General features: G+C 62.0%; 21 protein-coding genes. 15 read left to right on the forward strand and 6 right to left on the reverse strand.

The annotated features are described in order from the left end of the window. Positions 1-41: 41 nt before the first annotated feature. Complete coding sequence (locus tag BG60_RS12005) at positions 42-380, reverse strand: hypothetical protein (protein ID WP_008353260.1); 339 nt, start codon at positions 378-380, stop codon at positions 42-44. Between the two features lie 444 nt (positions 381-824). Here BG60_RS12005 and BG60_RS12010 point away from each other — a divergent pair, with 444 nt between their 5' ends. From BG60_RS12010 to BG60_RS12020, 3 genes are all read left to right on the forward strand, one after another. After that, the gene (locus tag BG60_RS12010) at positions 825-1,328 is read left to right on the forward strand and encodes a lecithin retinol acyltransferase family protein (protein ID WP_008353261.1); all 504 of its coding nucleotides are present in this window, start codon (positions 825-827) and stop codon (positions 1,326-1,328) included. A gap of 37 nt (positions 1,329-1,365) precedes the next feature. Further along, the gene (locus BG60_RS12015) at positions 1,366-1,614 is read left to right on the forward strand and encodes a hypothetical protein (RefSeq protein ID WP_033537064.1); all 249 of its coding nucleotides are present in this window, start codon (positions 1,366-1,368) and stop codon (positions 1,612-1,614) included. Positions 1,615-1,794: 180 nt separating this feature from the next. Then, positions 1,795-2,889, forward strand: coding sequence for a 4-hydroxyphenylpyruvate dioxygenase family protein (locus BG60_RS12020; protein ID WP_008353263.1), 1,095 nt, complete (start codon positions 1,795-1,797; stop codon positions 2,887-2,889). Positions 2,890-2,895: 6 nt separating this feature from the next. Here the strand turns inward: BG60_RS12020 and BG60_RS12025 are convergent, their stop codons facing one another. Together BG60_RS12025 and BG60_RS12030 are read right to left on the reverse strand one after the other, a co-directional pair. Further along, complete coding sequence (locus tag BG60_RS12025) at positions 2,896-3,309, reverse strand: cupredoxin domain-containing protein (protein ID WP_008353264.1); 414 nt, start codon at positions 3,307-3,309, stop codon at positions 2,896-2,898. After that, positions 3,306-4,295, reverse strand: a complete 990-nt coding sequence (locus tag BG60_RS12030) for a metallophosphoesterase family protein (protein WP_008353265.1) — start codon at positions 4,293-4,295, stop codon at positions 3,306-3,308. Before BG60_RS12030 ends, BG60_RS12025 begins: the two co-directional genes overlap by 4 nt. Positions 4,296-4,600: 305 nt before the next feature. Between BG60_RS12030 and BG60_RS12040 the strand changes: the two genes are divergently transcribed. The 9 genes from BG60_RS12040 (at position 4,601) to BG60_RS12080 (ending at position 17,639) form a co-directional block, all read left to right on the forward strand. After that, complete coding sequence (locus tag BG60_RS12040) at positions 4,601-5,272, forward strand: RNA polymerase sigma factor (protein WP_008353267.1); 672 nt, start codon at positions 4,601-4,603, stop codon at positions 5,270-5,272. Continuing rightward, on the forward strand, positions 5,262-5,981 hold the full coding sequence (locus tag BG60_RS12045) for an anti-sigma factor family protein (RefSeq protein ID WP_008353269.1): 720 nt from the start codon (positions 5,262-5,264) through the stop codon (positions 5,979-5,981). The genes BG60_RS12040 and BG60_RS12045 overlap by 11 nt, the downstream gene beginning before the upstream one ends. A gap of 395 nt (positions 5,982-6,376) precedes the next feature. Next, complete coding sequence (locus BG60_RS12050; protein WP_008353271.1) at positions 6,377-7,588, forward strand: ABC transporter substrate-binding protein; 1,212 nt, start codon at positions 6,377-6,379, stop codon at positions 7,586-7,588. A 763-nt stretch (positions 7,589-8,351) separates the two neighbouring features. Then, positions 8,352-9,224, forward strand: coding sequence for a branched-chain amino acid ABC transporter permease (locus BG60_RS12055; protein ID WP_008353273.1), 873 nt, complete (start codon positions 8,352-8,354; stop codon positions 9,222-9,224). 10 nt (positions 9,225-9,234) lie between these two features. Continuing rightward, positions 9,235-11,178: a branched-chain amino acid ABC transporter ATP-binding protein/permease gene (locus BG60_RS12060; RefSeq protein ID WP_008353274.1), complete on the forward strand. Its 1,944-nt coding sequence runs from the start codon at positions 9,235-9,237 to the stop codon at positions 11,176-11,178. Between the two features lie 662 nt (positions 11,179-11,840). After that, entirely contained in the window at positions 11,841-12,575 is a 735-nt protein-coding gene (locus BG60_RS12065; RefSeq protein ID WP_008353276.1) for an ABC transporter ATP-binding protein, read from the forward strand. 82 nt (positions 12,576-12,657) lie between these two features. Continuing rightward, a complete protein-coding gene (locus BG60_RS12070; RefSeq protein ID WP_008353278.1) occupies positions 12,658-13,494 on the forward strand; it encodes a shikimate dehydrogenase family protein in 837 nt (278 codons plus the stop codon). Positions 13,495-13,616: 122 nt separating this feature from the next. After that, positions 13,617-15,542 (forward strand): potassium transporter Kup, encoded by a 1,926-nt coding sequence (locus BG60_RS12075; RefSeq protein ID WP_008353280.1) that lies wholly within the window; start codon positions 13,617-13,619, stop codon positions 15,540-15,542. A gap of 96 nt (positions 15,543-15,638) precedes the next feature. Next, positions 15,639-17,639, forward strand: coding sequence for an acyl CoA:acetate/3-ketoacid CoA transferase (locus BG60_RS12080; protein ID WP_008353281.1), 2,001 nt, complete (start codon positions 15,639-15,641; stop codon positions 17,637-17,639). Positions 17,640-17,673: 34 nt separating this feature from the next. On the opposite strand, the gene BG60_RS12085 is transcribed toward BG60_RS12080, so the two are convergent. After that, positions 17,674-19,182 (reverse strand): amino acid permease, encoded by a 1,509-nt coding sequence (locus BG60_RS12085; RefSeq protein ID WP_033535977.1) that lies wholly within the window; start codon positions 19,180-19,182, stop codon positions 17,674-17,676. Positions 19,183-19,614: 432 nt separating this feature from the next. On the opposite strand from BG60_RS12085, the gene BG60_RS12090 reads away from it, so the two are divergent. Then, positions 19,615-20,271 (forward strand): peroxiredoxin, encoded by a 657-nt coding sequence (locus tag BG60_RS12090; RefSeq protein WP_008353285.1) that lies wholly within the window; start codon positions 19,615-19,617, stop codon positions 20,269-20,271. A gap of 66 nt (positions 20,272-20,337) precedes the next feature. On the opposite strand, the gene BG60_RS12095 is transcribed toward BG60_RS12090, so the two are convergent. Then, positions 20,338-20,811, reverse strand: a complete 474-nt coding sequence (locus BG60_RS12095) for a ferritin-like domain-containing protein (protein WP_008353286.1) — start codon at positions 20,809-20,811, stop codon at positions 20,338-20,340. A gap of 37 nt (positions 20,812-20,848) precedes the next feature. Here BG60_RS12095 and BG60_RS39935 point away from each other — a divergent pair, with 37 nt between their 5' ends. Next, positions 20,849-20,977: a hypothetical protein gene (locus tag BG60_RS39935; protein WP_268811586.1), complete on the forward strand. Its 129-nt coding sequence runs from the start codon at positions 20,849-20,851 to the stop codon at positions 20,975-20,977. 13 nt (positions 20,978-20,990) lie between these two features. Here BG60_RS39935 and BG60_RS12100 read toward each other — a convergent pair whose 3' ends face one another. Continuing rightward, on the reverse strand, positions 20,991-21,701 hold the full coding sequence (locus BG60_RS12100; protein WP_008353287.1) for a FadR/GntR family transcriptional regulator: 711 nt from the start codon (positions 21,699-21,701) through the stop codon (positions 20,991-20,993). A gap of 458 nt (positions 21,702-22,159) precedes the next feature. On the opposite strand from BG60_RS12100, the gene BG60_RS12105 reads away from it, so the two are divergent. Continuing rightward, on the forward strand, positions 22,160-23,053 hold the full coding sequence (locus tag BG60_RS12105) for a ketopantoate reductase family protein (RefSeq protein ID WP_008353288.1): 894 nt from the start codon (positions 22,160-22,162) through the stop codon (positions 23,051-23,053). Positions 23,054-23,097 lie beyond the last annotated feature (44 nt).

The following is a 23,097-nucleotide window of genomic DNA, read 5'->3' on the forward strand; positions in this document are numbered from 1 at the left end:
GTACCAACGCGCGTCCGAAGCGAATCTTGATCTGCACCGCTTTAGCCCGCGCGATTCCCCGCGACCGAATTCGGGCTGACGGTAAGGGTCGCGCCGTTGCCCGTATTGCTGACCGCGACGTTCTGAAACTGATTGACCATCTGGCCGACCGTGATGTTCGTCACGTTATTGGTGATGTTGTTCGTGACCGCGTAGATGTTGTTGGTCACATCGACCAGCGTAATCGCGCCGGCTGCGGCCCCGCCGCCCGATGAACGCTCCACGAAAGGCGTGATCCAGCCGAACACCCACGGCGCACCGCCTCCGCCGCTGATGGCCGACATCGCCGCGTGATCCAGCACGCGGTCGTATTCGAGATCGCTGACGGTCAAGGCGCACATGTCGTTTCTCCGGGATGGCCTGTGAGCAGGACGCACGGATCAATGCAAGGCCCATGCCGACGCACGCCAAATGGCGGAGATTGCGTCCGAATCGCCGATGGGGCGGCGTTCTGGCGGCATCGGCGCAAACGAAATGGCAGGGTGCCGAATCGCATCCGTTGGATCGTCGCCAACAAGCGATGTTGGCGTCGCGCCGCATAACCAACACACGCGGCGCGCGTCCGATCGGCCCGCACGACGCGAATTCTGGTGCAGCAGGTCCAACAAACACGCAAGAAAACTGTTGGCCCATGAAAAACACAACGCCGTCGAAACACGCTCGCGATTCCGCAATAACCACACGTAATCAATGGCTTATCGAAACTGGCAAGGAAGATGCAAAAGGCTAGGCAACCCGGCGCCGAACAAACACCTGGCGCCAGCAAAGAAAAATCGGAGCCAGCCATGTCAACCAACCAGCAAATCGGACTGATCGAACAGCAAGCCGCCGCGAACGGCTTCTCGCTCGACGACGAACCCGCGCTCGGCACCGAACTCGTCACGCGCCGTTCCGGCTATGAACATCACGGCATCTACGCCGGCAACGGCATGGTTATCCACTATGCCGGTTTCGCGAAGTCGCTGCATCGCGGCCCGGTCGAGGAAGTCCCGGTCGAGCAGTTCGCCGCCGGTCATGAAGTCACGATCCGCCAGAACCCGGCCGCGAAGTTCGTCGGCATGGAAGCGGTGCGCCGCGCCCGCAGCCGCCTCGGCGAAGACAACTATCACCTGCTCACCAACAACTGCGAGCACTTCGTTACGTGGTGCCTCGACGGCCGCGCCCGCAGCCGTCAGGTGCAAGCGTGCTTCATCGATCCCCACGCGGCCGTCAGAGCCGTGGCGGGACTCTTCCGCGCCTATGTCGCCGCCGAACGCCGCCGCCGCATGAATGTGGCGCTCGCAGCCTGAACCTCACGTTTTGCCGATCGATTCCGAGGAGACCATCATGCAAACCACCGAAAACTCGCTGCACTGGGCCGTCGACAAATGGCTCGCCCCGACTGCCGCGCATCCGGCACGCGTCGTGCGTCTGTGCCGTTCGCATGTCACCGGCGCGCGCTACGTCTGCATCGAGGCCCAGCATCCGGGCGGCCCGCTCGCGATCATCTTCTTCCGCCATGACGACGGCACCTGGAACGTGTTTCCGCCGCAAGCGAAGCGTCCGTCGATGAGCGCGGCGCGCCTCGCCGCCTGAAGGCGCGTACGATCGGCCGGGACGCGTCGGGCGGCCCCGGCTTTGACACGGCAATCCCGCTGCCGCTACTCTAGGCGCATCGTCGCGGCCATTTGGATGAAGCCGCCGGTCGCACGGAAGCAGCAGGTCGTGGTAGTTTTGCGTCCGTGAACCAGATCGTACATTTTCGAGGTATTGCCGATGACCCAGCCCGACTCCTCTTCCTCCGCCCGCGCGACGCCCGATTCGAACCTCGGCGACAATCCGCTCGGCATCGCGGGGCTGGAGTTCGTCGAGTTTTCCAGCCCCGATCCTGCAGGGCTCGCCCGACTGTTCGAGACGCTCGGCTTCGTGCCCGTCGCGCAGCACATCAGCAAGGCGGTGACGCTCTTTCGCCAGCGCAGCATGAATTTTCTGTTGAACGCGGAGCCGGATTCGTTCGCGTCGCGCTTTGCCGAGTCGCATGGCGTCGGCATCGCGGCGATCGGCATTCGCGTGCTCGATGCGCAGGTCGCCCACGAGCGCGCGCTCGAATACGGCGCGTGGGATTTCGAGGGCGAAAAAATCGGCCCGAACGAGCTTGCGATTCCGGCGATTCAAGGCATCGGCGATTCCCATATCTATTTCGTCGATCACTGGCCGGGCAAGAACAGCGGCGAGACGTCGATCTACGACATCGACTTTCGTCCGATTCCCGGAGCACGCGCGGATCTCAACGGCACCGGCCTGCTCGAAGTCGACCACTTCACGCAGACGGTCGGCGCAGGCCGCATTCAGGAATGGCTCGATTTCTATCGGGAAGTGCTGCACTTCTCGGAGATTCATCAGGTGCATCCGGACTGGCACGTCTCGCAGGATTCCGCCGTCACGCTTTCGCCGTGCGGCGCGATCCGCATTCCGGTGTACGAGGAAGGCACCTATCGCACGGATCTGATGCAGCAATATCTGCCCGATCACGAAGGCGAGGGCGTGCAGCATATCGCGCTGGCATCGGCGGATATTTTCGCTTCCGTCGATGCATTGATGGCGCGCGGCGTGCGCTTCCTGCAGCCGCCGCCGCGCTATTACGACGAGATCGACGAGCGTCTGCCGGGCCACGGTCTCGACATCGGAAAGCTGCGCACGCGCGGCATTCTCGTCGACGGCGAGATTCTCGGAGACGGCACGCCGCAGCTTTTTCTGCAGACGTTCGTCGAGCGCAAGCCCGGCGACATGTTCTTCGAGATCGTCGAGCGGCGCGGGCATCACGGATTCGGCGAGGGCAATCTCGCCGCGATCGCGAAGGCGCGCGGCTGACGCGACTCATTGCACGACGACCGTCCCCGTCATGTGCGGATGCAGCGAACAGAAGTACTTGTACGTGCCCGGTTTGTCGAACACATGCGAGAAGCTGTCGCCGCTGTCGAGCGGATCGGACTTGAAGCTCTTTCCCTCGTCGGCGACGGTATGCAGCATGTCGTCGTGATTCACCCACGTCACCTTCGTACCGACGGGCACGGTAATCGTCGCCTGATTGAACGCGAAGTTGTCGATGGAAACGGTCGGCGCGTTCGCCAGCGCGACCTGTTGCGCGGGTTCTGCCGCGCACGCCGACGGAATCGCCACGCCGATGACGCCTTTCACGACCAGCGCAAGCGCGGCCTGGCGCAGCAGCTTGCCGGCGAGCGGGCGGAGATTGTCGGGCGAAACGTAGTGCGCAATCGTCGATGCGATCATGACTGCACCCCCGCGAGCGACGTATCGGTGACGGCAAGTTGCCCGCGTCCCGCGATATGCGTGACTTCGCGCAGGCCGAGCATCGTGCGCAATTGTTCGGATGGCACTTTCATCGGCCCCGGACCGGACGGTGCGCCCGGCGCGGGCTGCGGAAACGCCGTCGACATCGCCGAATAAAAGCGCATCTCTCCCTCCACTTTCTGCGCCACCTGATGGACGTGGCCGTTCAGCACCGTTACCGAGCCGAAGCGTTTCAAGAGCGCGAGCGCCTGCGCGCTGTCGTCGGTGCCCCATCCCCATTGCGGATACAACGCCCACAGCGGAATGTGCGCGAACACGACGATCGGCGTGCTGCTCGATTTGCCCTGCAGATCCGCCTTGAGCCACGCGAGCTGCGCATCGCCGAGAAAGCCGAGGCCGCCGCCCTTCAGGTCGATCACGTTGGTCAGGCCGATGAAATGCACGCCGCCCTGATCGAAGCTGTACCAGTGACGCGTGCTGCCTTTGCCGTATTGCCCGGAAAAGCGGTCGAAAAACGCGTTGCCTTCTTCGACCAGCACGTCGTGCTCGCCGGGCACGTAATGCACGTCCATGCCCGACTTGCCGATGATCTGCGTCGCCGTGTCGAATTGCGCAGGCTTCGACAGATGCGTGATGTCGCCCGTGTGGATCATGAACGCGGGGCGTCTTTCCATCGCGCTCACGCGGTTGATGGCTTCTTCGAGCGTGCTCGTCGGCTCCGTGTTCGGATCCTTGTTGAAGCCGATGTGACTGTCGCTGATCTGCACGAAGCTGAACGAGCCGGTCTGCTCGGCCGCTTCCACCGACGAGATCAGGCGCGAAACGGGCACGCCGCCGCTCACCGTCCAGATGACGCCGGCGCCCGCCCAGGCCATGCACGAAAGTGCGGTGCGGCGGCGCTTGCCGTGCTCGTCGAGTTCGTCGCGTTGCTGCGCGGGCGGCAGTGCGTTCGGGTCGGGTTTCATGATGGTTCCTTTGATGATGACGGCCGCGGTTCTTGTCGTTCGAATCGGTGAAGTCGGGCCCACGGCGGCTCGGTGCATGGGCGCGAAGCCGGCGATGCCCGTTGCGGCGGGCAGGATCGCGTTGGCATCCGTCCATCGAACCAGCGAATGCGGCGGGATATTCCCGCTATATTTTTTTGAGTCGCCGTTGCAAACGGGAATAAAGCGCCCGCGTGAGGAGTAACGGATGGGAAGGCGCGGAAAAGCGATGCCGCCGCGCCCGAACGAAGTTTTCCGAACGTGATTGTGGAAAGGAGACCCGCGCGATGTGGCCAGGCAGGTCGAAAGAAGACAGGTCCGGGCGCCGCGGCCAGGCGGACGCCGAGGCGGTCCACGCGCGCTTCGAAGCGACGGTGATGCCGCATCTGGACGCCGCGTACAACCTCGCGCGCTGGCTGTCGGGAAGCGCGAACGATGCCGACGATGTCGTGCAGGAAGCCTATCTGCGCGCGTTCCGTTTCTTCGGCGGATTCGAAGGCGGCGAGGAGGCGAACGCGCGTGCGTGGCTGCTCGCGATCGTGCGCAATACGTGGTTCACGGAGTGGCGGCGGCGCGTGCAACTCGCCGACGCGACGCCCTACGACGAGGAACTGGGCGGCGACGAAGCCTTGCCGGGATGGTCGGAGGAAGGCGCGGCCGATCCCGAAACGCTCGCCGTGCGCCGCGACGAAATTCATCTGGTGCATCGCGCGCTGGAGGCGCTGCCGATCGCCTTTCGCGAGGTGCTGGTGTTACGCGAACTCGAAGACATGAGCTACAAGGAAGTCGCATCCGTGACCGGCGTGCCGATCGGCACGGTGATGTCACGGCTCGCGCGCGGCCGCAAGATGCTGGCGGGGGCGGTGCGCGCGGCCCAGGGCGGGCAGGACAAGCCGAGCGTGCGCCTCGTGCGCCGCGCGGGACCGGGTCACGCAGAGGAGTCGGGAAATGGAAAATAACGACATTGCCTCGCTCGATGCGAGGCTTACCGATGGTTCGCTGTATCAGCGCGCGCCGGTGCATCTGCGCACGCAAGTGCTGGCGCGCGTGCGGGCTCAGGCCGAGGAAGAGGCGTGCAGGCGCGAGCCGGCGCGTCCGGCGAAACGCGGCTCGCGCAATCCGTTTGCCGCGCCGTGGCCGTTCTTCGGCGGCGCATTCGCGGGCGCGACGCTCTCGGCGCTCGTGCTCGGCACGATGCTGTGGTTCCAGGCGCTGCCGCTCGTCTCGTCCGTATCGACGGGCTCGCCCATCGCGCAGGAGATCGTGTCGAGCCATGTGCGCGCGCTGATCTCGGATCGTCCGATCGACGTGTTGTCCAGCGACAAGCACACGGTGAAGCCGTGGTTCAACGGCCGGATCGACTATGCGCCGCCGGTGATCGATCCCGCGGGTCCGGGCTTCGCGCTCGTCGGCGGACGGCTGGATTACATCGATCATCGGCCGGTGGCGGTCGTCGTGTATCGCTACCTGAAGCATCCGATCGACGTGTACGTATTTCCCGAGCGCAAGGGCGAAGCGAAGACGGAGCCGGTCGTCACGCAATCCGACGATGGTTACGCGCTCGCGCGCTGGAATCACGATGGCATGACGTTCTGGGCCGTCACCGATGCATCGGGCGCGGTGCTGCGTCAGTTCGCGCACGCGATCGAAACCGGTGCGCCGCGATAACAAGTGCATCGCGCAAACGCTGTCATCGCTGCGATAGCCTGAAGAGTGCGCAAGGTTACGCGCGGTCATCCTCCGGGATGCCGCGCGTTTTTTTCTTTGGCGTTACGCGTATACCCGCTGTTTTCTCCGTTTCGAAAGCCATGAAAACGCTTTGGGATGCTGTCTAAATTCGCATCTTTTCCGGGTTATGCCGGGCTTTGCACAGTTGCGATGCATTGGGTGTGGCCTAACGCTCGTGCTCTTCGGGTATGTCCGAATATGGTCATATCCTTACATTTTTCTAAACTCGCTCACAGTCTATGTAATCGATAACGCGGAATGCGTTTAAAAGGCATTGCGAAGTTCGCCGCGTTGCATGGGACTTTCAAATAACGAATCAGGCGACGGAGACACACATGAAGATGAAGCTCATTGCGAGCACGCTCGCGTTCGGCGTTTTCTCGTTGGCGCACGCGGCCGACCCGATCAAGATCGGCGTCGATGGTCCGTTCACGGGCGGTTCGTCTTCCATGGGTGTCAGCATGCGCGATGGCGTGCGTCTTGCCACCGCCGAGATCAACAAATCTGGCGGCGTGCTTGGGCGTCAGATCGTGCTGGTCGAGCGCGATGACGAAGCGAAGAACGAGCGCGGCGTGCAGATCGCGCAGGAGCTCATCAACAAGGAGAAGGTTGTCGCGGTTGTCGGCTATATCAACACGGGCGTAGCGCTCGCATCGCAGCGCTTCTTTCAGGAAGCGAAGATTCCGGTGTTCAACAATGTCGCGACCGGCACGGTGGTGACGAAGCAATTCGACGATCAGCCCGATAACTACGTGTTCCGCAACGCTGCCGCCGATCGCATTCAGGCACCGATGATCGTCGAGGAAGCGGTGACGAAGCGTGGCTTCAAGAAGGTCGCGATTCTCGCCGATTCGACCAACTACGGCCAGCTCGGCCGCGAGGATCTGGAAAAGGCGCTTGCCGCGAAAGGCGTGAAGCCCGTCGCCGTGGAGAAGTTCAACATCAAGGACGTCGACATGACGGCCCAGTTGCTGAAGGCGAAGGAGGCGGGTGCGGAAGCGGTGCTGACTTACGGCATCGGGCCCGAGCTTGCGCAGATCGCGAACGGCATGGCCAAGCTTGGATGGAAGGTGCCTTTGATCGGTAGCTGGACGCTTTCGATGGCCAATTACATCGACAATGCCGGCACTAACGGCGAAGGTGCGCGCATGCCGCAGACTTTCATTCAGGAAGCGAACACGCCGAAGCGCAAGGCCTTCATCGAGGCTTATCTGAAGGAATTCAAGCCGAAGAACGAGCGGATCGATTCGCCGGTTTCTGCTGCCCAAGGTTACGACTCGGTGTATTTGCTTGCTGCGGCCATCAAGCAGGCGGGGACGACGGATGGGCCGAAGGTCAAGGAAGCGCTCGAGAATTTGAACACTAAGGTCGAAGGTGTCGTGATGGTGTACGACAAGCCCTTTACGAAGGGCGATCACGAGGCTATTACGCCGAATGTGCCGGTTATCGGGGAGGTGAAGGGCGGGCGGGTGATCTATGCGTATGACGCCGATAAGAAAGGCGGCGGGACTCTGCGGTCCAAGCAGACCACTACTGCGTCGAATTGATTTTTTTATATCGCCGGATCCCGTATTCGTGTCGGTCTATTAGCGTTGCCCCTGTGCGGGGCGGCACCTACTTTCTTTGCTGCTGCAAAGAAAGTAGGCAAAGAAAGCAGCTTTTCAAGCCCGCGGTCACACGCAATTTGGGTAGTTCTCTCGTCCTCGATGGCACTCGCCTAAGTGTCGCCCTCAAAGGACCAATCGGGCTTGGATCGCGCACGGTCTGACGAGCTAGTTTCAGATGGCCGCTGGTTCAGCACGAAAGAGCTTCGGCACAGCGCTACGCGCTGCCGTTGGGTATGCAAGGGAAACCAAAGGGCGGCGATTGCAGTGAGATGGAGACGTTAGTAGAGAAGCACGCGCGGACCCGATTGACCGGTCGGCCGCGAAGCGGGCCGGAGCTATTTGGTGCTGAACCCGTTTGGCGTGTGGTGCGATGAGACGGACCGTGCGCGAGCCAAGCCCGATTAGGTGTTTGAGGGCACTCTTTAGGCAGCCCACGAAGGACGAGAGGACTACCCAAATTGCGTGTGACCGCGGGCGTATCAGAAGCTGCTTTCTTTGCTTACTTTCTTTGCAGCAGCAAAGAAAGTGAGTGCCGCCCCGCACAGGGGCAGTGCTAATAGACCGACGCGAGAGCGGGATCCGGCGACGACACCGAGCCGACACGAAAACGCGATCCAGCAAAACAGCATCACGCAAAAGCTATAGACCGAAGCGAAATCAGGAATCTCAAGAAGCGCAGACCTGCACAAGAAAAACCCCGACCATGATCCTCCTTCAACTCGTCTATAGCGGCATAGCACTCGGCATGATCTACGCCGTGATCGCGTTCGGCTATCAACTCACCTTCGCCACATCCGGCACGCTGAACTTCGGCCAGGGCGATGCCCTGATGCTCGGCGCGCTCGTCGGCCTCACGCTCGTATCCGCTGGCGTCAACTACTGGCTGATGATTCCGCTCGTGTGTCTCTTCGGCCTCACGCAGGGCGCGTTCGTCGAACGCATCGGCGTGCGGCCCGCCATCAAGATCAAGTCCGAGTTCGGCTGGATCATGTCGACGATCGCGCTCGGCATCATCTTCAAGAACGTCGCGGAAAACGTCTGGGGCCGCGACGATCTGCGCTTTCCTTCGCCCCTGCCCGAAGCGCCACTGAAGGTCTTCGGCGCAAACGTGCTGCCGATGGAATTGCTCGTCGTCGGCGGCGCGCTCGTGATGATGCTCGCGGTCGAGTTCTTCAACCGCAAGACGATCTTCGGCAAGGCCGTGGTCGCGACCGCGAACGATCGCGATGCAGCGTCGCTCATGGGCATCAACACCGGCCTCGTCATCACGTTTTCATATGCGCTTTCGTCGTTGACCGCTGCATTTGCAGGGGTTTTGATCGCGCCGCTGACATTGACCGGCGCGACGATGGGCGCGGTGCTCGGCCTCAAGGCGTTTGCCGTGGCGATCATCGGTGGCTTGTCGAGCGGCATGGGCATCATCGTCGGCGGGATGATCCTGGGCATCGCGGAGACGACGACCGGCTTCTATATCTCCACCGGCTACAAGGACGTGCCGGGACTCGTGCTGCTCTTGATCGTGCTCGCGGTCAAGCCCGCAGGTCTCTTCGGCAAGACGGCGATCAAGAAAGTCTGAGGCGGCGACGATGAAAGCAAAGAACTGGATCGCGGCGCTCGTCGGACTCGCCGCACTCGCAATTTTCCCGGTGGCGTCGGGCAATCCGTACTACATCCACCTCGTCGAAACCATCATGATCTACGCGATCCTGCTGTTCGGGCTCGATATCGTCGTGGGTTACACGGGGCAAGTGTCGCTCGGTCACGCGGGATTGTTCGGCGTGGGCGCATACACGGCGGGCGTGCTGTTCATCAAGCTCGGCATGCCGTTCTATCTGACCGCGCCGCTTTCGATTCTGATCACAGCCGGCTTCGGCGCGATCCTTGCATTGCCCGCGCTGCGCGTGTCCGGTCCGTATCTCGCGATGGTGACGCTCGCGTTCGGCACGATCATCCAGATTCTCATCAACGAGATGGATTTCCTCACCAACGGACCGATGGGTCTCAAGATCCCGAAGCCGATGTTCGCGGGACACAGGCTCGATGAGGTGCAGTACTACTGGCTCGTCGCGGCGCTGCTCGTCGTGTCGCTGATCGTCGTGCATCGCGTGCTGAAGTCGCATCTCGGGCGCGCATTCGAAGCGCTGCGAGACAGCCCGATCGCATCGGACTGCATGGGCGTGTCGGTGTATCGCTACAAGGTAATTGCATTCGTAATCAGTGCGGGATTCGCGGGCCTCGCGGGCTGCCTGTACTCGTATTCCGAGCAATACATTTCGCCTAACACCTATAACTTCGAACTGACCATCCTCTTCCTGCTCGCCATCATCATGGGCGGACGCAAGACGCGCACGGGCGCGATCATCGGTTCGACGGTGATCGTCATGTTACCCAAGCTGCTCGACGATATCTCCAACTTCCGCGTCGTCGCGACGGCGCTGGCGGTCGTCGTCGTCGCGGGCGCCGCGCTTGCGCTCGCGAAGAAGACCACGACGCCGCAGCGCGTTGCGGTGCCGATCGTCGGCACGGCGGGACTAGCGGTGTTTTCGTTCTGGATCGAGGCGCTCACCGACTGGCGTCTGACCATCTTCGGTCTGATGATCCTGCTCGTCGTTTATTACCTGCAGGATGGCATCGTCGGCTTCGTGCGCAAGACGCTGAACCTTGGCCGCGTGCGCGTGACGAAGGTCGATACCGATGAGCTCGCGAGCCATACGCGCCAGGACGATGCCGTCGCGGCGGTCGATACGGAAGGCGCGGATACGATCCTCGACGTGCGCGGCGTGCTGATGCAGTTCAGCGGCCTGAAGGCGTTGAACGATGTGAATCTCACTGTGAAGCGCGGCACGATCCACGGCCTCATCGGTCCCAACGGTTCCGGCAAGAGCACGATGATGAACGTGCTGACGGGCATCTATGTCCCGACTGCTGGCGCGATCGAATACGAGGGGCAATCGCTCGCGGGGCGTACGTCGTCGAAGATTGCGCTGTCGGGCATCGCTCGGACGTTTCAAAACGTGCAGCTCTTCGGCGAGATGACGGCTTTGGAGAATGTGCTCGTCGGCTTGCATCACACGTTCAGATCGAACATCGCGGATGTCGGCGTGATGAGTCCGCGATATCGGCGCGAAGAGCGCGCGGCGCGCGAGCGTGCGTTCAACATGCTTCGTTTTGTGGGCCTGGAGCATGTCGCCGGAGAGGAAGCGCGCAATCTGCCCTACGGCAAGCAGCGTCTGCTTGAAATCGCGCGTGCGTTGGCGCTCGATCCGCAATTGCTTCTGCTCGATGAACCCGCGGCCGGATTGACCGCGCCGGATATTCGCGAACTCGTCGCGATCATTCGCAAGGTGCGCAATCATGGCATCACGCTTGTGTTGATCGAGCATCATATGGATGTGGTGATGAGCGTTTGCGATACGGTTTCCGTGCTGGACTTCGGGCAGAAAATCGCCGAAGGGAAGCCTTCCGAGATTCAGGCTAATGAGAAGGTTATCGAGGCTTATTTGGGGGGGCAGGCGGCGCAGGTGGCTTAGGTTTTGTTTTCGCCGGATCCCGTTTTTTTAGTGGTCTATTAGCGTTGCCCCTGTGCGGGGCGGCACCTACTTTCTTTGCTGCTGCAAAGAAAGTAGGCAAAGAAAGCAGCTTTTCAAGCCCGCGGTCACACGCAATTTGGGTAGTTCTCTCGTCCTCGATGGCACTCGCCTAAGTGTCGCCCTCAAAGGACCAATCGGGCTTGGATCGCGCACGGTCTGACGAGCTAGTTTTAGATGGCCGCTGGTTCAGCACGAAAGAGCTTCGGCACAGCGCTACGCGCTGCCGCCGGGTCCGCAAGGGAAACCAACGTGAGGCAAGTGCAGTGAGATGGAGACGTTAGTAGAGAAGCACGCGCGGACCCGATTGACCGGTCGGCCGCGAAGCGGGCCGGAGCTATTTGGTGCTGAACCAGTTTGTTGTGTGGTGCGATGAGACAGACCGTGCGCGAGCCAAGCCCGATGGGGCCTATGAGGGCACTCTTTAGGCAGCCCACGAAGGACGAGAGGACTACCCAAATTGCGTGTGACCGCGGGCGTATCGGAAGCTGCTTTCTTTGCTTACTTTCTTTGCAGCAGCAAAGAAAGTGAGTGCCGCCCCGCACAGGGGCAGTGCTAATAGACCGACACGATCACAGGATTCCCCCAAAAGCCGAAAAAGAAAAATGCTGACGATAACAAACCTCCACGCCGGTTACGGCAAAGTCAAAGTCCTCCACGGCATCTCACTGAACGTGCCGAAGGCAAAAGTCGTCACGCTGATCGGCTCGAACGGCGCCGGCAAGACCACGACGATGCGCGCCATCTCCGGCATGATCAAGCCGACCGAAGGCGAAATCACAATGGGCGTCGGCAGCAACTCCAAGCGCATCGATTCGCTCGATTCGCACAAGATCGCGCGCCTCGGACTCGCGCATTCACCGGAAGGACGCCGCGTATTCGCGACCATGTCCGTCACCGATAACCTGCTGCTCGGCGCTTTTCCGCGTCTCACATGGTCGCGCCCGAAGGGCGATGTCAGCGCCGATCTCGAACGCGCGATCGAACTCTTTCCGCGTCTGAAAGAACGCCGCAATCAACTCGCCGGCACGCTATCGGGCGGCGAACAGCAGATGCTCGCCATGGCGCGCGCCATCATGCTCAATCCGGACCTCGTCCTGCTCGACGAACCGTCGATGGGTCTCGCGCCCATTCTCGTCGACGAAGTCTTTCGCATCATCGAGCGCCTCAAAGCGGACGGCGTCACGATGCTGCTAGTCGAACAGTTCGCAGCCGCAGCGCTCAATGTCGCGGATTACGGCTACGTGCTCGAAAACGGACGCGTCGCGACGCACGGCCCGGCAGAGCAGTTGCGCAACGATCCGTCGGTGAAGGCGGCCTACCTTGGCGCGAGTCACTGATTGCCGCACTGCGGCAGACGCAATCCGCTCTATCATGATCGGAGCGCGACCGCGCGCGTCCGACATCGTGAAAGGAGCTGCCATGATCAGCGGCAAGACCACTCTGATTGCTCACCTCGGCTACCCGACCGAAGCGTTCAAGGCGCCGATGATCTACAACCCCTGGTTCGACAAACAGGGCATCGATGCGGTCGTCGTGCCGATGGGCGTCAAACCCGACGATTACGTCGCGTTCCTGCCGCATCTGTTCAAGCTGACGAACATCCGCGGCGCGCTCGTCACCATGCCGCACAAGATCACGACCGTCGGCCTGATGGATGAAGTGAGTCCCACCGCGCGCATCGCCGGAGCCTGCAACGCAATCCTGAAGCGCGAAGACGGCAGGCTCGTCGGCGATCAGTTCGACGGCGCGGGCTTCGTGCGCGGCGTCGAGCGCAAGGGCCGCAAACTCGCGGGCACACGCGTGCTCGTGCTCGGCAGCGGCGGCGTCGGCTCGCCGATCGCGGCATCGCTCGCGGCGGCGGGCGTCGCGGAACTCGCTATCTTCGACACCAACACGGCGTCCGTCGAAGGGCTCGCCTCGCGCTTGCGCGAGCACTATCCGAACCTGATCGTCAGAACCGATACGAAAGATCCCGACGGCTTCGACGTCATCGTCAACGCGACACCGCTCGGCATGAAGGACACGGACCCGCTGCCGTTCGATATCGACCGCATCGCGCCAGGCACGTTCGTCGGCGAAGTGGTGATGAAGTCGGAATACACGCCGCTCCTGCGCGCCGCGAAAGACAAGGGCTGCGCCGTGCAGGTCGGCACGGACATGCTGTTCGAGATGATTCCGGCGTATCTGGAGTTCTTCGGCTACGGCACCGCCACTGCCGACGAGCTGCGCGCGGTCGCTCAGATCAAATACGCGTAACGAAGCCTGCGCGGACATAACCGCGCTTCGTTCCTATACTTTTATCGACACAGCAAGGCAGACGCTCATCCTCTGACAAATAGGCCGCCCGCATGCGCGGCTCGGAAAAGCAGGGAGGAATCATGGGATCGACTGCACCCGGCTTGCCGGCCGATGACAATCACGCGCCGAAGCCGCACGGCCATCCGGCATTGATGGGGCTCTCGCTCGCGGCGCTCGGCGTAGTCTACGGTGATATCGGCACGAGTCCGCTCTATACGCTCAAGACCGTGTTCGATCCCGCGGGCGGCCTGCCTTTGCAGCCGGCGAACGTGATCGGCATCGTGTCGCTGATCTTCTGGTCGCTCACCATCATCGTGTCGCTCAAGTACGTGACGCTGATCCTGCGCGCCAACAATCACGGCGAAGGCGGCATCATGGCGCTGCTCGCGCTCGCGGCATCGTCGGTGGAATCGAAGAAGCGGCTGAAGCATGTGCTGCTGCTCGTCGGCGTGATGGGCGCGGCGCTCTTTTACGGCGATGGCGTCATCACGCCCGCCATTTCCGTGCTGAGCGCAGTGGAAGGCCTCGAAGTGGCGGCGCCCGGCCTTCAGCCTTATGTCGTGCCCCTCACGCTCGTCGCGCTGGTCGCGCTGTTCGTGATGCAAAAGCACGGTACGTCGGGCATCGGCGCCGTCTTCGGGCCGGTGATGGTGCTGTGGTTCATCGTGCTGGCCGTGTCGGGGCTCATGAACATCAAGGATTCGCCGCATATCCTCGCGGCGCTCAATCCGCTCGAAGGACTCGAGTTCTGCATGCGGCATCGGTGGCTCGCATTCGTTGCGCTGGGCGCGGTCGTGCTTTCGCTCACGGGCGCCGAAGCGCTCTATGCCGACATGGGCCACTTCGGTTCGCGGCCGATCCGCCTGACATGGTTCGCGATCGTCTTCCCCGCGCTCGCGCTCAACTATCTCGGTCAGGGCGCGCTTCTTATCGCCGATCCCGCCGCGTTGCAGAATCCGTTCTACCGGCTCTTTCCATCGTGGATGCTGTATCCGATGGTCGTGCTCTCCACCATCGCGACCGTGATCGCATCGCAGGCCGTGATCTCGGGCACCTATTCGATGACCAAGCAGGCGATGCAGCTCGGCTTTCTGCCGCGCATGAGCGTCGTGTACACATCGGCGCGGGAGATCGGGCAGATCTATGTGCCGGGCATCAACTGGACGCTCCTGCTCGCAGTGGTCGCGGCCGTGCTCGGCTTCGGCTCGTCGACGGCGCTCGGCTCCGCATACGGCATCGCGGTCACGGGCACGATGCTCATCACCACGTTGCTGACGTTCTTCGTGATCCGCTATGCGTGGCGATACAACTGGGCACTATGTATCTTCGCCACCGCATTCTTCTTCGTGATCGACGCGATGTTCTTTTCGGCGAATTGCCTGAAGATTGCGGACGGCGGCTGGTTCCCGGTGGCGATCGGTCTCGTGATGTTCACGATCATGGCGACGTGGGGACGCGGTGCGCAGATGATGATTCAGGAAGCGCGCGCGCGTGCGGGCACGATGCCGCTCAAGCCGTTTCTCGCCAACCTGCTCGAACGTTCGCCGGCGCGCGTGGAAGGCACGGCGATCTTCATGTCGAACGATCCGAGCGGCGTGCCGCATTCGCTGCTGAACAACCTCATGCATAACCGCGTGCTGCACGAACACACGGTCTTTTTGACGGTCGCGACCGAGCCTGTGCCATGGGTCGACGAAGCGCGCCGCGTGTCGATCGAAACGCTCGGCAACGGCTGCTTCCAGGTGACGGTGAACTACGGTTTCAAGGACGAAGTCGATCTTCCCGCCGCGCTGGAAAAGTGCCGCGGGGCCGGGCTGAAATTCGATCGCGCGACGATCTCGTACTTCATGTCGCGCGCGACCGTCGTGCCGACGCCCGGCGCCGGCATGGCCTTATGGCGCGAACGGCTGTTCGCGATCATGTTGCACAATGTCGGCAACGTCGCGGCCTATTTGCGATTACCGGCCGATCGCGTGATCGAACTCGGCGCGCGCGTCGAGATATGACGGCGCAAGTCAGCGGATTTGCGTGCGTTCGACGCAAGCAGGCGGCGCGTATTCAAGCGAAACTCACGATAAGAAATGCGGCAGACAGGAGACGCCATGACCGCCAGCAACACGCCGACCCGCCATCCGTTTCCATCGACAGCGCGCCTCGTCGAACGCGGCAAGATCTCGTCCGCGCGCGAGGCCGTGCGGCTGATACGCTCGGGCGACACGATCGCGACGAGCGGTTTCGTCGGCATCGGCTTCGCGGAGGAAGTGGCGATCGCGCTCGAAGAACGCTTCGTCGAAGGCGACGATCCGATCGCGGACCTCACGCTCGTGTATGCGGCGGGCCAGGGCGATGGCCGCAGCAAAGGCCTCAATCATCTGGCGCGCGAAGGGCTCGTCAAGCGCGTGATCGGCGGGCACTGGGGACTCGTGCCGGGCCTTCAGAAGATGGCGATAGAGAATCGCATCGAAGCGTATAACTTGCCGCAAGGCGTGATCTCGCAGCTCTTTCGCGATATCGCCGCGCATCGGCCAGGGCAACTTTCGACGGTCGGGCTCGGCACCTTCGTCGATCCGCGCAACGGCGGCGGCAAGCTCAATGCGCGCACGACGGAAGATCTCGTGCGGCTCATGGAGATCGACGGCACGGACTATCTCTACTACAAGACCTTTCCGATCGACGTCGCCATCGTGCGCGGCACGACCGCCGATCTCAACGGCAACGTCACGATGGAAAAGGAAGCGCTGACGCTCGAAGCGTTGTCCATCGCGATGGCCGCGCGCAATTCGGGCGGCATCGTGATCGCGCAAGTCGAGCGGCTTGCGGAATCGAACACGCTCAACTCGCGCCAAGTGAAGATACCCGGCGTGATGGTCGACTGCGTCGTACTGGCAAAGCCCGACAATCACTGGCAGACCTTCGGCGAGCAATACAGCGCGGCGTTTTCGAGCGAATTGCGCGTGGCCGCGAGTTCGGTGCCGCCGATGTCGCTTACGGAACGCAAGATCATCGCGCGGCGAGCGGCGTTCGAATTGATGGCCAATAGCGTCGTGAATCTCGGCATCGGCATGCCGGAGGGCATCGCGAGCGTCGCGAACGAAGAGCAGGTGATCGATCTCTTCACGATGACGACGGAGCCGGGCGTGATCGGCGGCATTCCCGCGGGCGGCCTCAATTTCGGCGCGGCGACGAATACGCAGGCGATCATCGATCAGCCGTATCAGTTCGACTTCTACGATGGCGGCGGCCTCGACATCGCGTTCCTAGGTCTTGCGCAAGCGGACGGCGAAGGCAATCTCAACGTGAGCAAGTTCGGGCCGAAGCTCGCGGGCGCGGGCGGCTTCATCAATATCAGCCAGGCGGCGAAGAAGGTCGTGTTCGTCGGCACTTTCAATGCGGGCAAGCTCCATGTCGCGATCAACGAAGGCAAGCTCGAGATTCGCCGCGAAGGCGAATGCCGCAAGTTCGTCGATGCCGTCGAGCATCGCACGTTCAGCGGGCGTTATGCGGCGGAGCGCGGGCAGACCGTGATCTATATCACCGAGCGCTGCGTGTTCGAACTCACGGACAAGGGACTTGCGCTGACCGAGGTCGCACCGGGCGTCGATATCGAGCGAGACATCGTCGCGCAAATGGGTTTCGCGCCGATCATGGACACGCCGCCGCGTCTGATGGACGAACGCATCTTCCGCGATGCGCCAATGGGCTTGCGCAATATCCTGCTGAGGCTCGATCTCTCCGAACGCTTCAGCTACGACGCGGAGAAGAATCTCTTCTTCATCAACTTCGAAGGCCATGAAGTGAAGAGCCTGAGCGATGTCGAAGCGATTCGCCGCGAAGTCGAAAAGCAGTTAGCGGGCGTGACGACGAAGCCGCACGCGATCGTGAACTACGATAACTTTTCGATTCGCCCCGACATGCTCGACGCGTATTCGGAAATGGTCACGAAGCTCGTCGATGGACACTATGACCGCGTGACGCGCTATACGACGAGCGGCTTTCTAAGGCTGAAACTCGGCGACGCACTGAAACGTCGCGGCGTCGCGCCGTATATCTACGAAAGCCCTGAAGAAGCGCGCGAACACGAATCGAAACGCGCGTCGGAATGAAGCAAGGGCCGCGATTCGAGCGGCCCTTCGAATGTCATCCGCGAGCGGGGCGACGCGGCGCGGCTTCTCGCTGATTGCGCAGCCTGCTATGACGTATGCCGTAGCCGAAGTAAATGACGACGCCGATCGCCATCCAGACGATGAGCCGTATCCACGTATCGGCGGGCAGGCCGGACATCAGAAAGAGCGATGACAACGCGCCGAGCGGCGCGACCACATACACCGCGGGCGTCTTGAATGCGCGTTCGAGATTCGGCTGCGTGATGCGCAACACGAGCACGCCGATGCACACCACCATGAACGCGAACAGCGTGCCGATGCTCACGAGTTCACCGACGAGACCGATGGGCAACAGTCCCGCAAGAATCATCACGATGATGCCGGTGATGATGGTCGTGATATAGGGCGTGTGAAAGCGCGGGTGAATCTTCGATGCGAACGGTGGCAAGAGTCCGTCCTTCGCCATCGAATAGAAGATGCGCGGCTGCGACAGCAACAGCACGAGAATCACCGACGTCAGACCGAAAATCGCGCCCAGTTTCACGATGGGCGAAAGCCAGCGCATGCCGATCGCATCGACGCCGACTGCGATCGGGTCCGACACGTTCAGCTTGTCGTAAGACACGATGCCGGTGAGTACGTACGAAACGAGCACGTAGAGAATGGTGCAGATCGTGAGCGAACCGAGAAGGCCGATCGGCATGTCGCGTCGCGGATTGCGCGTCTCCTGCGCGACGCACGATACCGAATCGAAACCGATATAGGCAAAGAACACGACGGCCGCGCCACGCAACACGCCGCTCATGCCGAACACGCCCGACTCGCCGGTATTCGGCGGTATGAACGCGCCGGTCGGATTTTGCGCCGTGACCCAGTGGTTCGTATCGACATAGGCGATGCCCGCCGCGATGAACGCGAGCACGATCAGCACCTTGATGACGACGATGAAGCTGTTCACACGCGCCGACTCGCGTATGCCGATAACCAGAAGAATCGTGATGAGCCCGACGATCACCATCGCGGGCACGTTGAGGATCGCGCCGACATGACTCCAGCCGTGACCGGGATCGTAAGCGAAAGGCGCTTTCGCAAGCTGCTCGGGTATGTCGATGCCGATCGAATGCAGAAAGCTCACGACATAACCCGACCATCCGATCGCGACGGTCGTTGCGCCGACCGCGTATTCGAGTATCAGATCCCAGCCGATGAGCCACGCAATCAGTTCGCCCATCGTCGCATAAGCGTAGGTGTACGCGCTCCCCGATACGGGCACGGTGGAAGCCATCTCTGCATAACACAGGCCAGCGAGCGCACAAACGATTGCGCCGAGCACGAAAGAGATGATGATCGCGGGGCCGGCGTTGGTGGCGGCCGCGTGGCCCGTCAGCACGAAAATCCCCGCGCCGATGATGCAGCCGATGCCGAGCAACACGACATCGAGCGCGGTGAGCGAACGCTTCAGCGCGTGGCCGCCGTGTTCCTGAAGCACTTCCTCGCTTTCGGCCGCTTCGCTTTGCAACGCAGCAACGGACTTTCTTTGCATGACGGTCACGATCGCCTCCTTATGCGGCGGCAGCGTGGCCACGCCGGGTGGCGCGGCGAATTCTGTCGCCTGTTCGACTGCGCGATGATCCAGGTGCCTGCGGCCTTGCACTTGCACGTTCGGTCTGACGTATGTGTCTCGTGATAGCAGATTTCGCCGGCGAATTCGAGCGCGGCGCCGTGCGAAACGCGAGCAACGGACATTTACGAAATATGCTTATTCACGGCGTCGCGGGTACGGAGCAGGAAACGTGCCGCTGGCTATATCCGCCGTGGCTCGTGCGGCGCGACGCATGACCACACGACGCCAGCGGTCATCAATTGCCGATGCATCGCGCACTATAATCACATTCACGATTGCAATCCTTAACCCGGAAACCGTTCTTATGCATATGGAACGTTCACCGGCCTTTTCCTCACGTGGAGATTTGATATGGCTATACGCATTGGTGATGAAGCCCCCGATTTCACGGCAGAGACGACCGAAGGCACGATTCGCTTTCACGAGTGGATCGGCGACAAATGGGCAATCCTGTTCTCGCATCCGAAGGACTTCACGCCGGTTTGCACGACCGAGCTCGGTTATATGGCCAAGCTCAAGCCCGAGTTCGACAAGCGCAATACGAAGGTGATCGGCCTCTCGATCGACCCGGTGACGAATCACTCGCAGTGGGCGAAGGACATCGAGGAAACGCAGGGCACGGCGGTCAACTATCCGATGATCGGCGACGCGGATCTCAACGTCGCGAAGCTCTACGACATGATCCATCCGAACGCGAGCGGCGCGAATCCGCGCACGGCGAACGACAACGCGACGATCCGCGCGGTGTTCATCGTCGGTCCGGACAAGAAGGTGAAGGCCACGTTCACGTATCCGATGAGCGCGGGCCGCAACTTCGACGAAGTGCTGCGCCTGCTCGACGCGCTGCAACTGAACGCGAAGCACACGGTCGCGACGCCGGTGAACTGGAAGCCGGGCGACGACGTCATCATTCCGACGTCCGTCTCGGATGAAGACGCGAAGAAGAAGTATCCCGAAGGCTTCAAGACGCTGAAGCCCTATCTGCGCACGGTCGCGCAGCCGAAGTAAGACACGGCGCTTCCGGGCGTCTCAGGCGCCGGCCCGCGAAATGCGGACCGGCGCTTTTCATTTCGCTCAGTTATGCCCCGTGCGTCGCTCGGGCGACGTTTCGACTTCGCCGGGCCTGCGCAGCATCTTGTCCACTTCGCCCGCGTGCAGTTCCTCGACCTGGATCATCTGCCGCGCGTATTCCTCCAGCGCGACGGAACGGTCTTCGACGAGCGAGAGCAACTCGCGATATTGACCGAGCGCGACGTTTTCCGATTGCAGCGATTCGCGCAGGATCGTCGCGATGTCGAACGTGTGATTGTCGAGCAGCGGGCCTATCTCAAGCGACGGATACGCGCCGAGCGTCGTGATCCATTCGCCGGCCTGATGCGCGTGCAGCAGGGATTCATCGGCCTGTGCGCGCAGCCACGAGACGATGGGAATGCGTCCGAAGCCGAAGACGAGAAACGAATAGTGCGTGTAACGCACGACACCCGCCAGTTCGGATTCGAGAATCTTGTTCAGGACGCCGACGACCCTTTCCTTTTCGAGCTCTGCCATTCTTGCCTCCGTTTTTCAACGCCGCGCATGCACAGGCATGACTCATTGTAGTCACGCGCGCGGCGCATGCGAGGCGAAAGTGCGGCGTCCGGGCGCGCAAGATGCGCTCCCGGCGGGCCATGAAGGCGATGCGGGCGGCCTGCCCGCCGCTGCATCCGAATGGTGATTCAGAACCGGCTTCAGGCGATTTCTTCGATCCAGAGCGAGGCCGTGCGCGACAGCACTTGCGACATGGCCGCTCGCGCGCCGTCGCCGTCGGCGGTTTCGATCGCGCGCACGAGCCTGCCGTAATCGCCGAGCTGCGAATCGGGCACGCGCGGCAGCGCATGGGGCTGATTGCGCAGCGCCGCCTTCATGGTGCGGATGCCGACGCGCACGACGCTGCCCATCTGCCGTAGCACTTCATCGCCGCTTGCATCGACGATGGCGGCCTGCAGCGCCTCTTCGGCGGCGGACTGCAAGGGTTCGGACGGGCTCGCATGCAGGAGCCGCTGATAGGCCGCGTTGATGGCGATGCGCTGATGCCGGTTCGCACGCGTCGCGGCGAGCGCGGCGGCAGGCGGATCGACGAGCGCACGAAATTCCATCAGCCTGCGGATGCAGTCGGGATCGTGCAGCGCACGCATGCGCCACTCGGCGACTTCCGGGTCCATGATAAGCCATTCGCGTGCAGGCTTGATGCGCGTCCCCGTCTTGGGCCGCACGTCGAGCATGCGGCGCGAGATGAGAATGCTCAACGCCTCTCGCATGATGGTCCGGCTCACACCGTGCTTCTTCGAAAGAATGACTTGTGGCGGAAGCACGTTGTCCTGGTATTCGCCGCTCACGATGCCCGCGACGAGTTGATTCACCACGCGCTTGACGAGCGATGCTTCATATCCATGATTCATGTTTTTGTTCTCGTGATAACGCCCGCGCCTGCGGCTTCGAGCTGCTCGTCGCCGAGCGGCAAGGCCAGCGCTTGTCTAAGTTCACGGCGCCTCGGTGCGCCGCACGGTCGACCGCTCGCGTGATGCGCTTGCCCGGCACGCCGTGTATTTGGTCCCCCGGATTTGACTACTCGATGCGGCCTTGGCCGCACACCCCGCAGCGGTCGGCATTGTTTGGACAGCGTCGTCGATCCGCTGAAAGAAGCGTATTGTGCGTGGCCCGTTTTAACAATATGGTGAGCCGCGAATTCGACTGACTATGGTGCGTCCGACCACAAAATCGCGTGGACACGGGCAGATGCGCGAATCCATGCGAAGTCCGCAAGCGTTTGCGCAACATCCGTGACGTAACGGACAGTCCGCAGCCATGTGTTACCTTTTCGAGCCACAGTTCAACATCGCAACGGGAGAAGCGAAACATGAAAGTCGCCGTCATGGGTGCGGGCGCGGTCGGTTGTTATTACGGCGGCATGCTCGCGCGCGCGCGTCACGAGGTCGTGCTGATCGCGCGGCCGCAGCATGTCGAGGCGATCGAACGCGACGGCTTGCGGCTCGACACGCAGCATTTCGACGAACGGGTACACGTCGCCGCGAGCACCGATGCGAGCGCCGTGAAGGGCGCGCAACTCGTGCTCTTCTGCGTGAAGTCCACGGACACCGAAAGCGCCGCGAAGGCACTCGCGCCTTATCTCGAACACGATGCGCTGCTGCTGTCGCTGCAAAACGGCGTCGAGAATGCGGAGCGCCTGCGCGAACTGTTGCCGCAAGAGGCGGCGGCCGCTGTCGTGTACGTCGCGACGGAAATGGCGGGGCCGGGGCACGTGAAGCACAACGGACGCGGTGAACTCGTGATCGAGCCATCGACGAAGAGCGAAGGCGTTGCGCGTGCGCTCGTGGCGGCGGGCGTGCCGACCGAAATCTCCGACAACGTGCGCGGCGCGCTATGGGCGAAGCTCGTGCTGAATTGCGCCTACAACGCGCTGTCCGCGATCACGCAGTTGCCTTATGGAAAGCTCGTGCAGGGCGAGGGCATTACACGCACGATGCGCGATGTCGTCGACGAATGCCTTGCGGTCGCGAAAGCGGACAACGTGACGATTCCCGGCGATGTCGATGCCGCCGTGCGCCGTATCGCCGAGACGATGCCGAATCAGTTCTCGTCGACGGCGCAGGATCTCGCGCGCGGCAAGAAGAGCGAGATCGATCATCTGAACGGGCTGATCGTGCGGCGTGGCGAAGCGCTCGGCGTGCCGACGCCGGCGAATCGCGTGCTGCATGCGCTCGTCAAGGCAATCGAGAGCAAGGGTTCGTAGGCGCGTTTTAGACGGACGACGGTCGTTGCCGGGCACGGGCGATG

This window comes from Caballeronia zhejiangensis, assembly GCF_000698575.1.
Taxonomy (GTDB): domain Bacteria; phylum Pseudomonadota; class Gammaproteobacteria; order Burkholderiales; family Burkholderiaceae; genus Caballeronia; species Caballeronia zhejiangensis.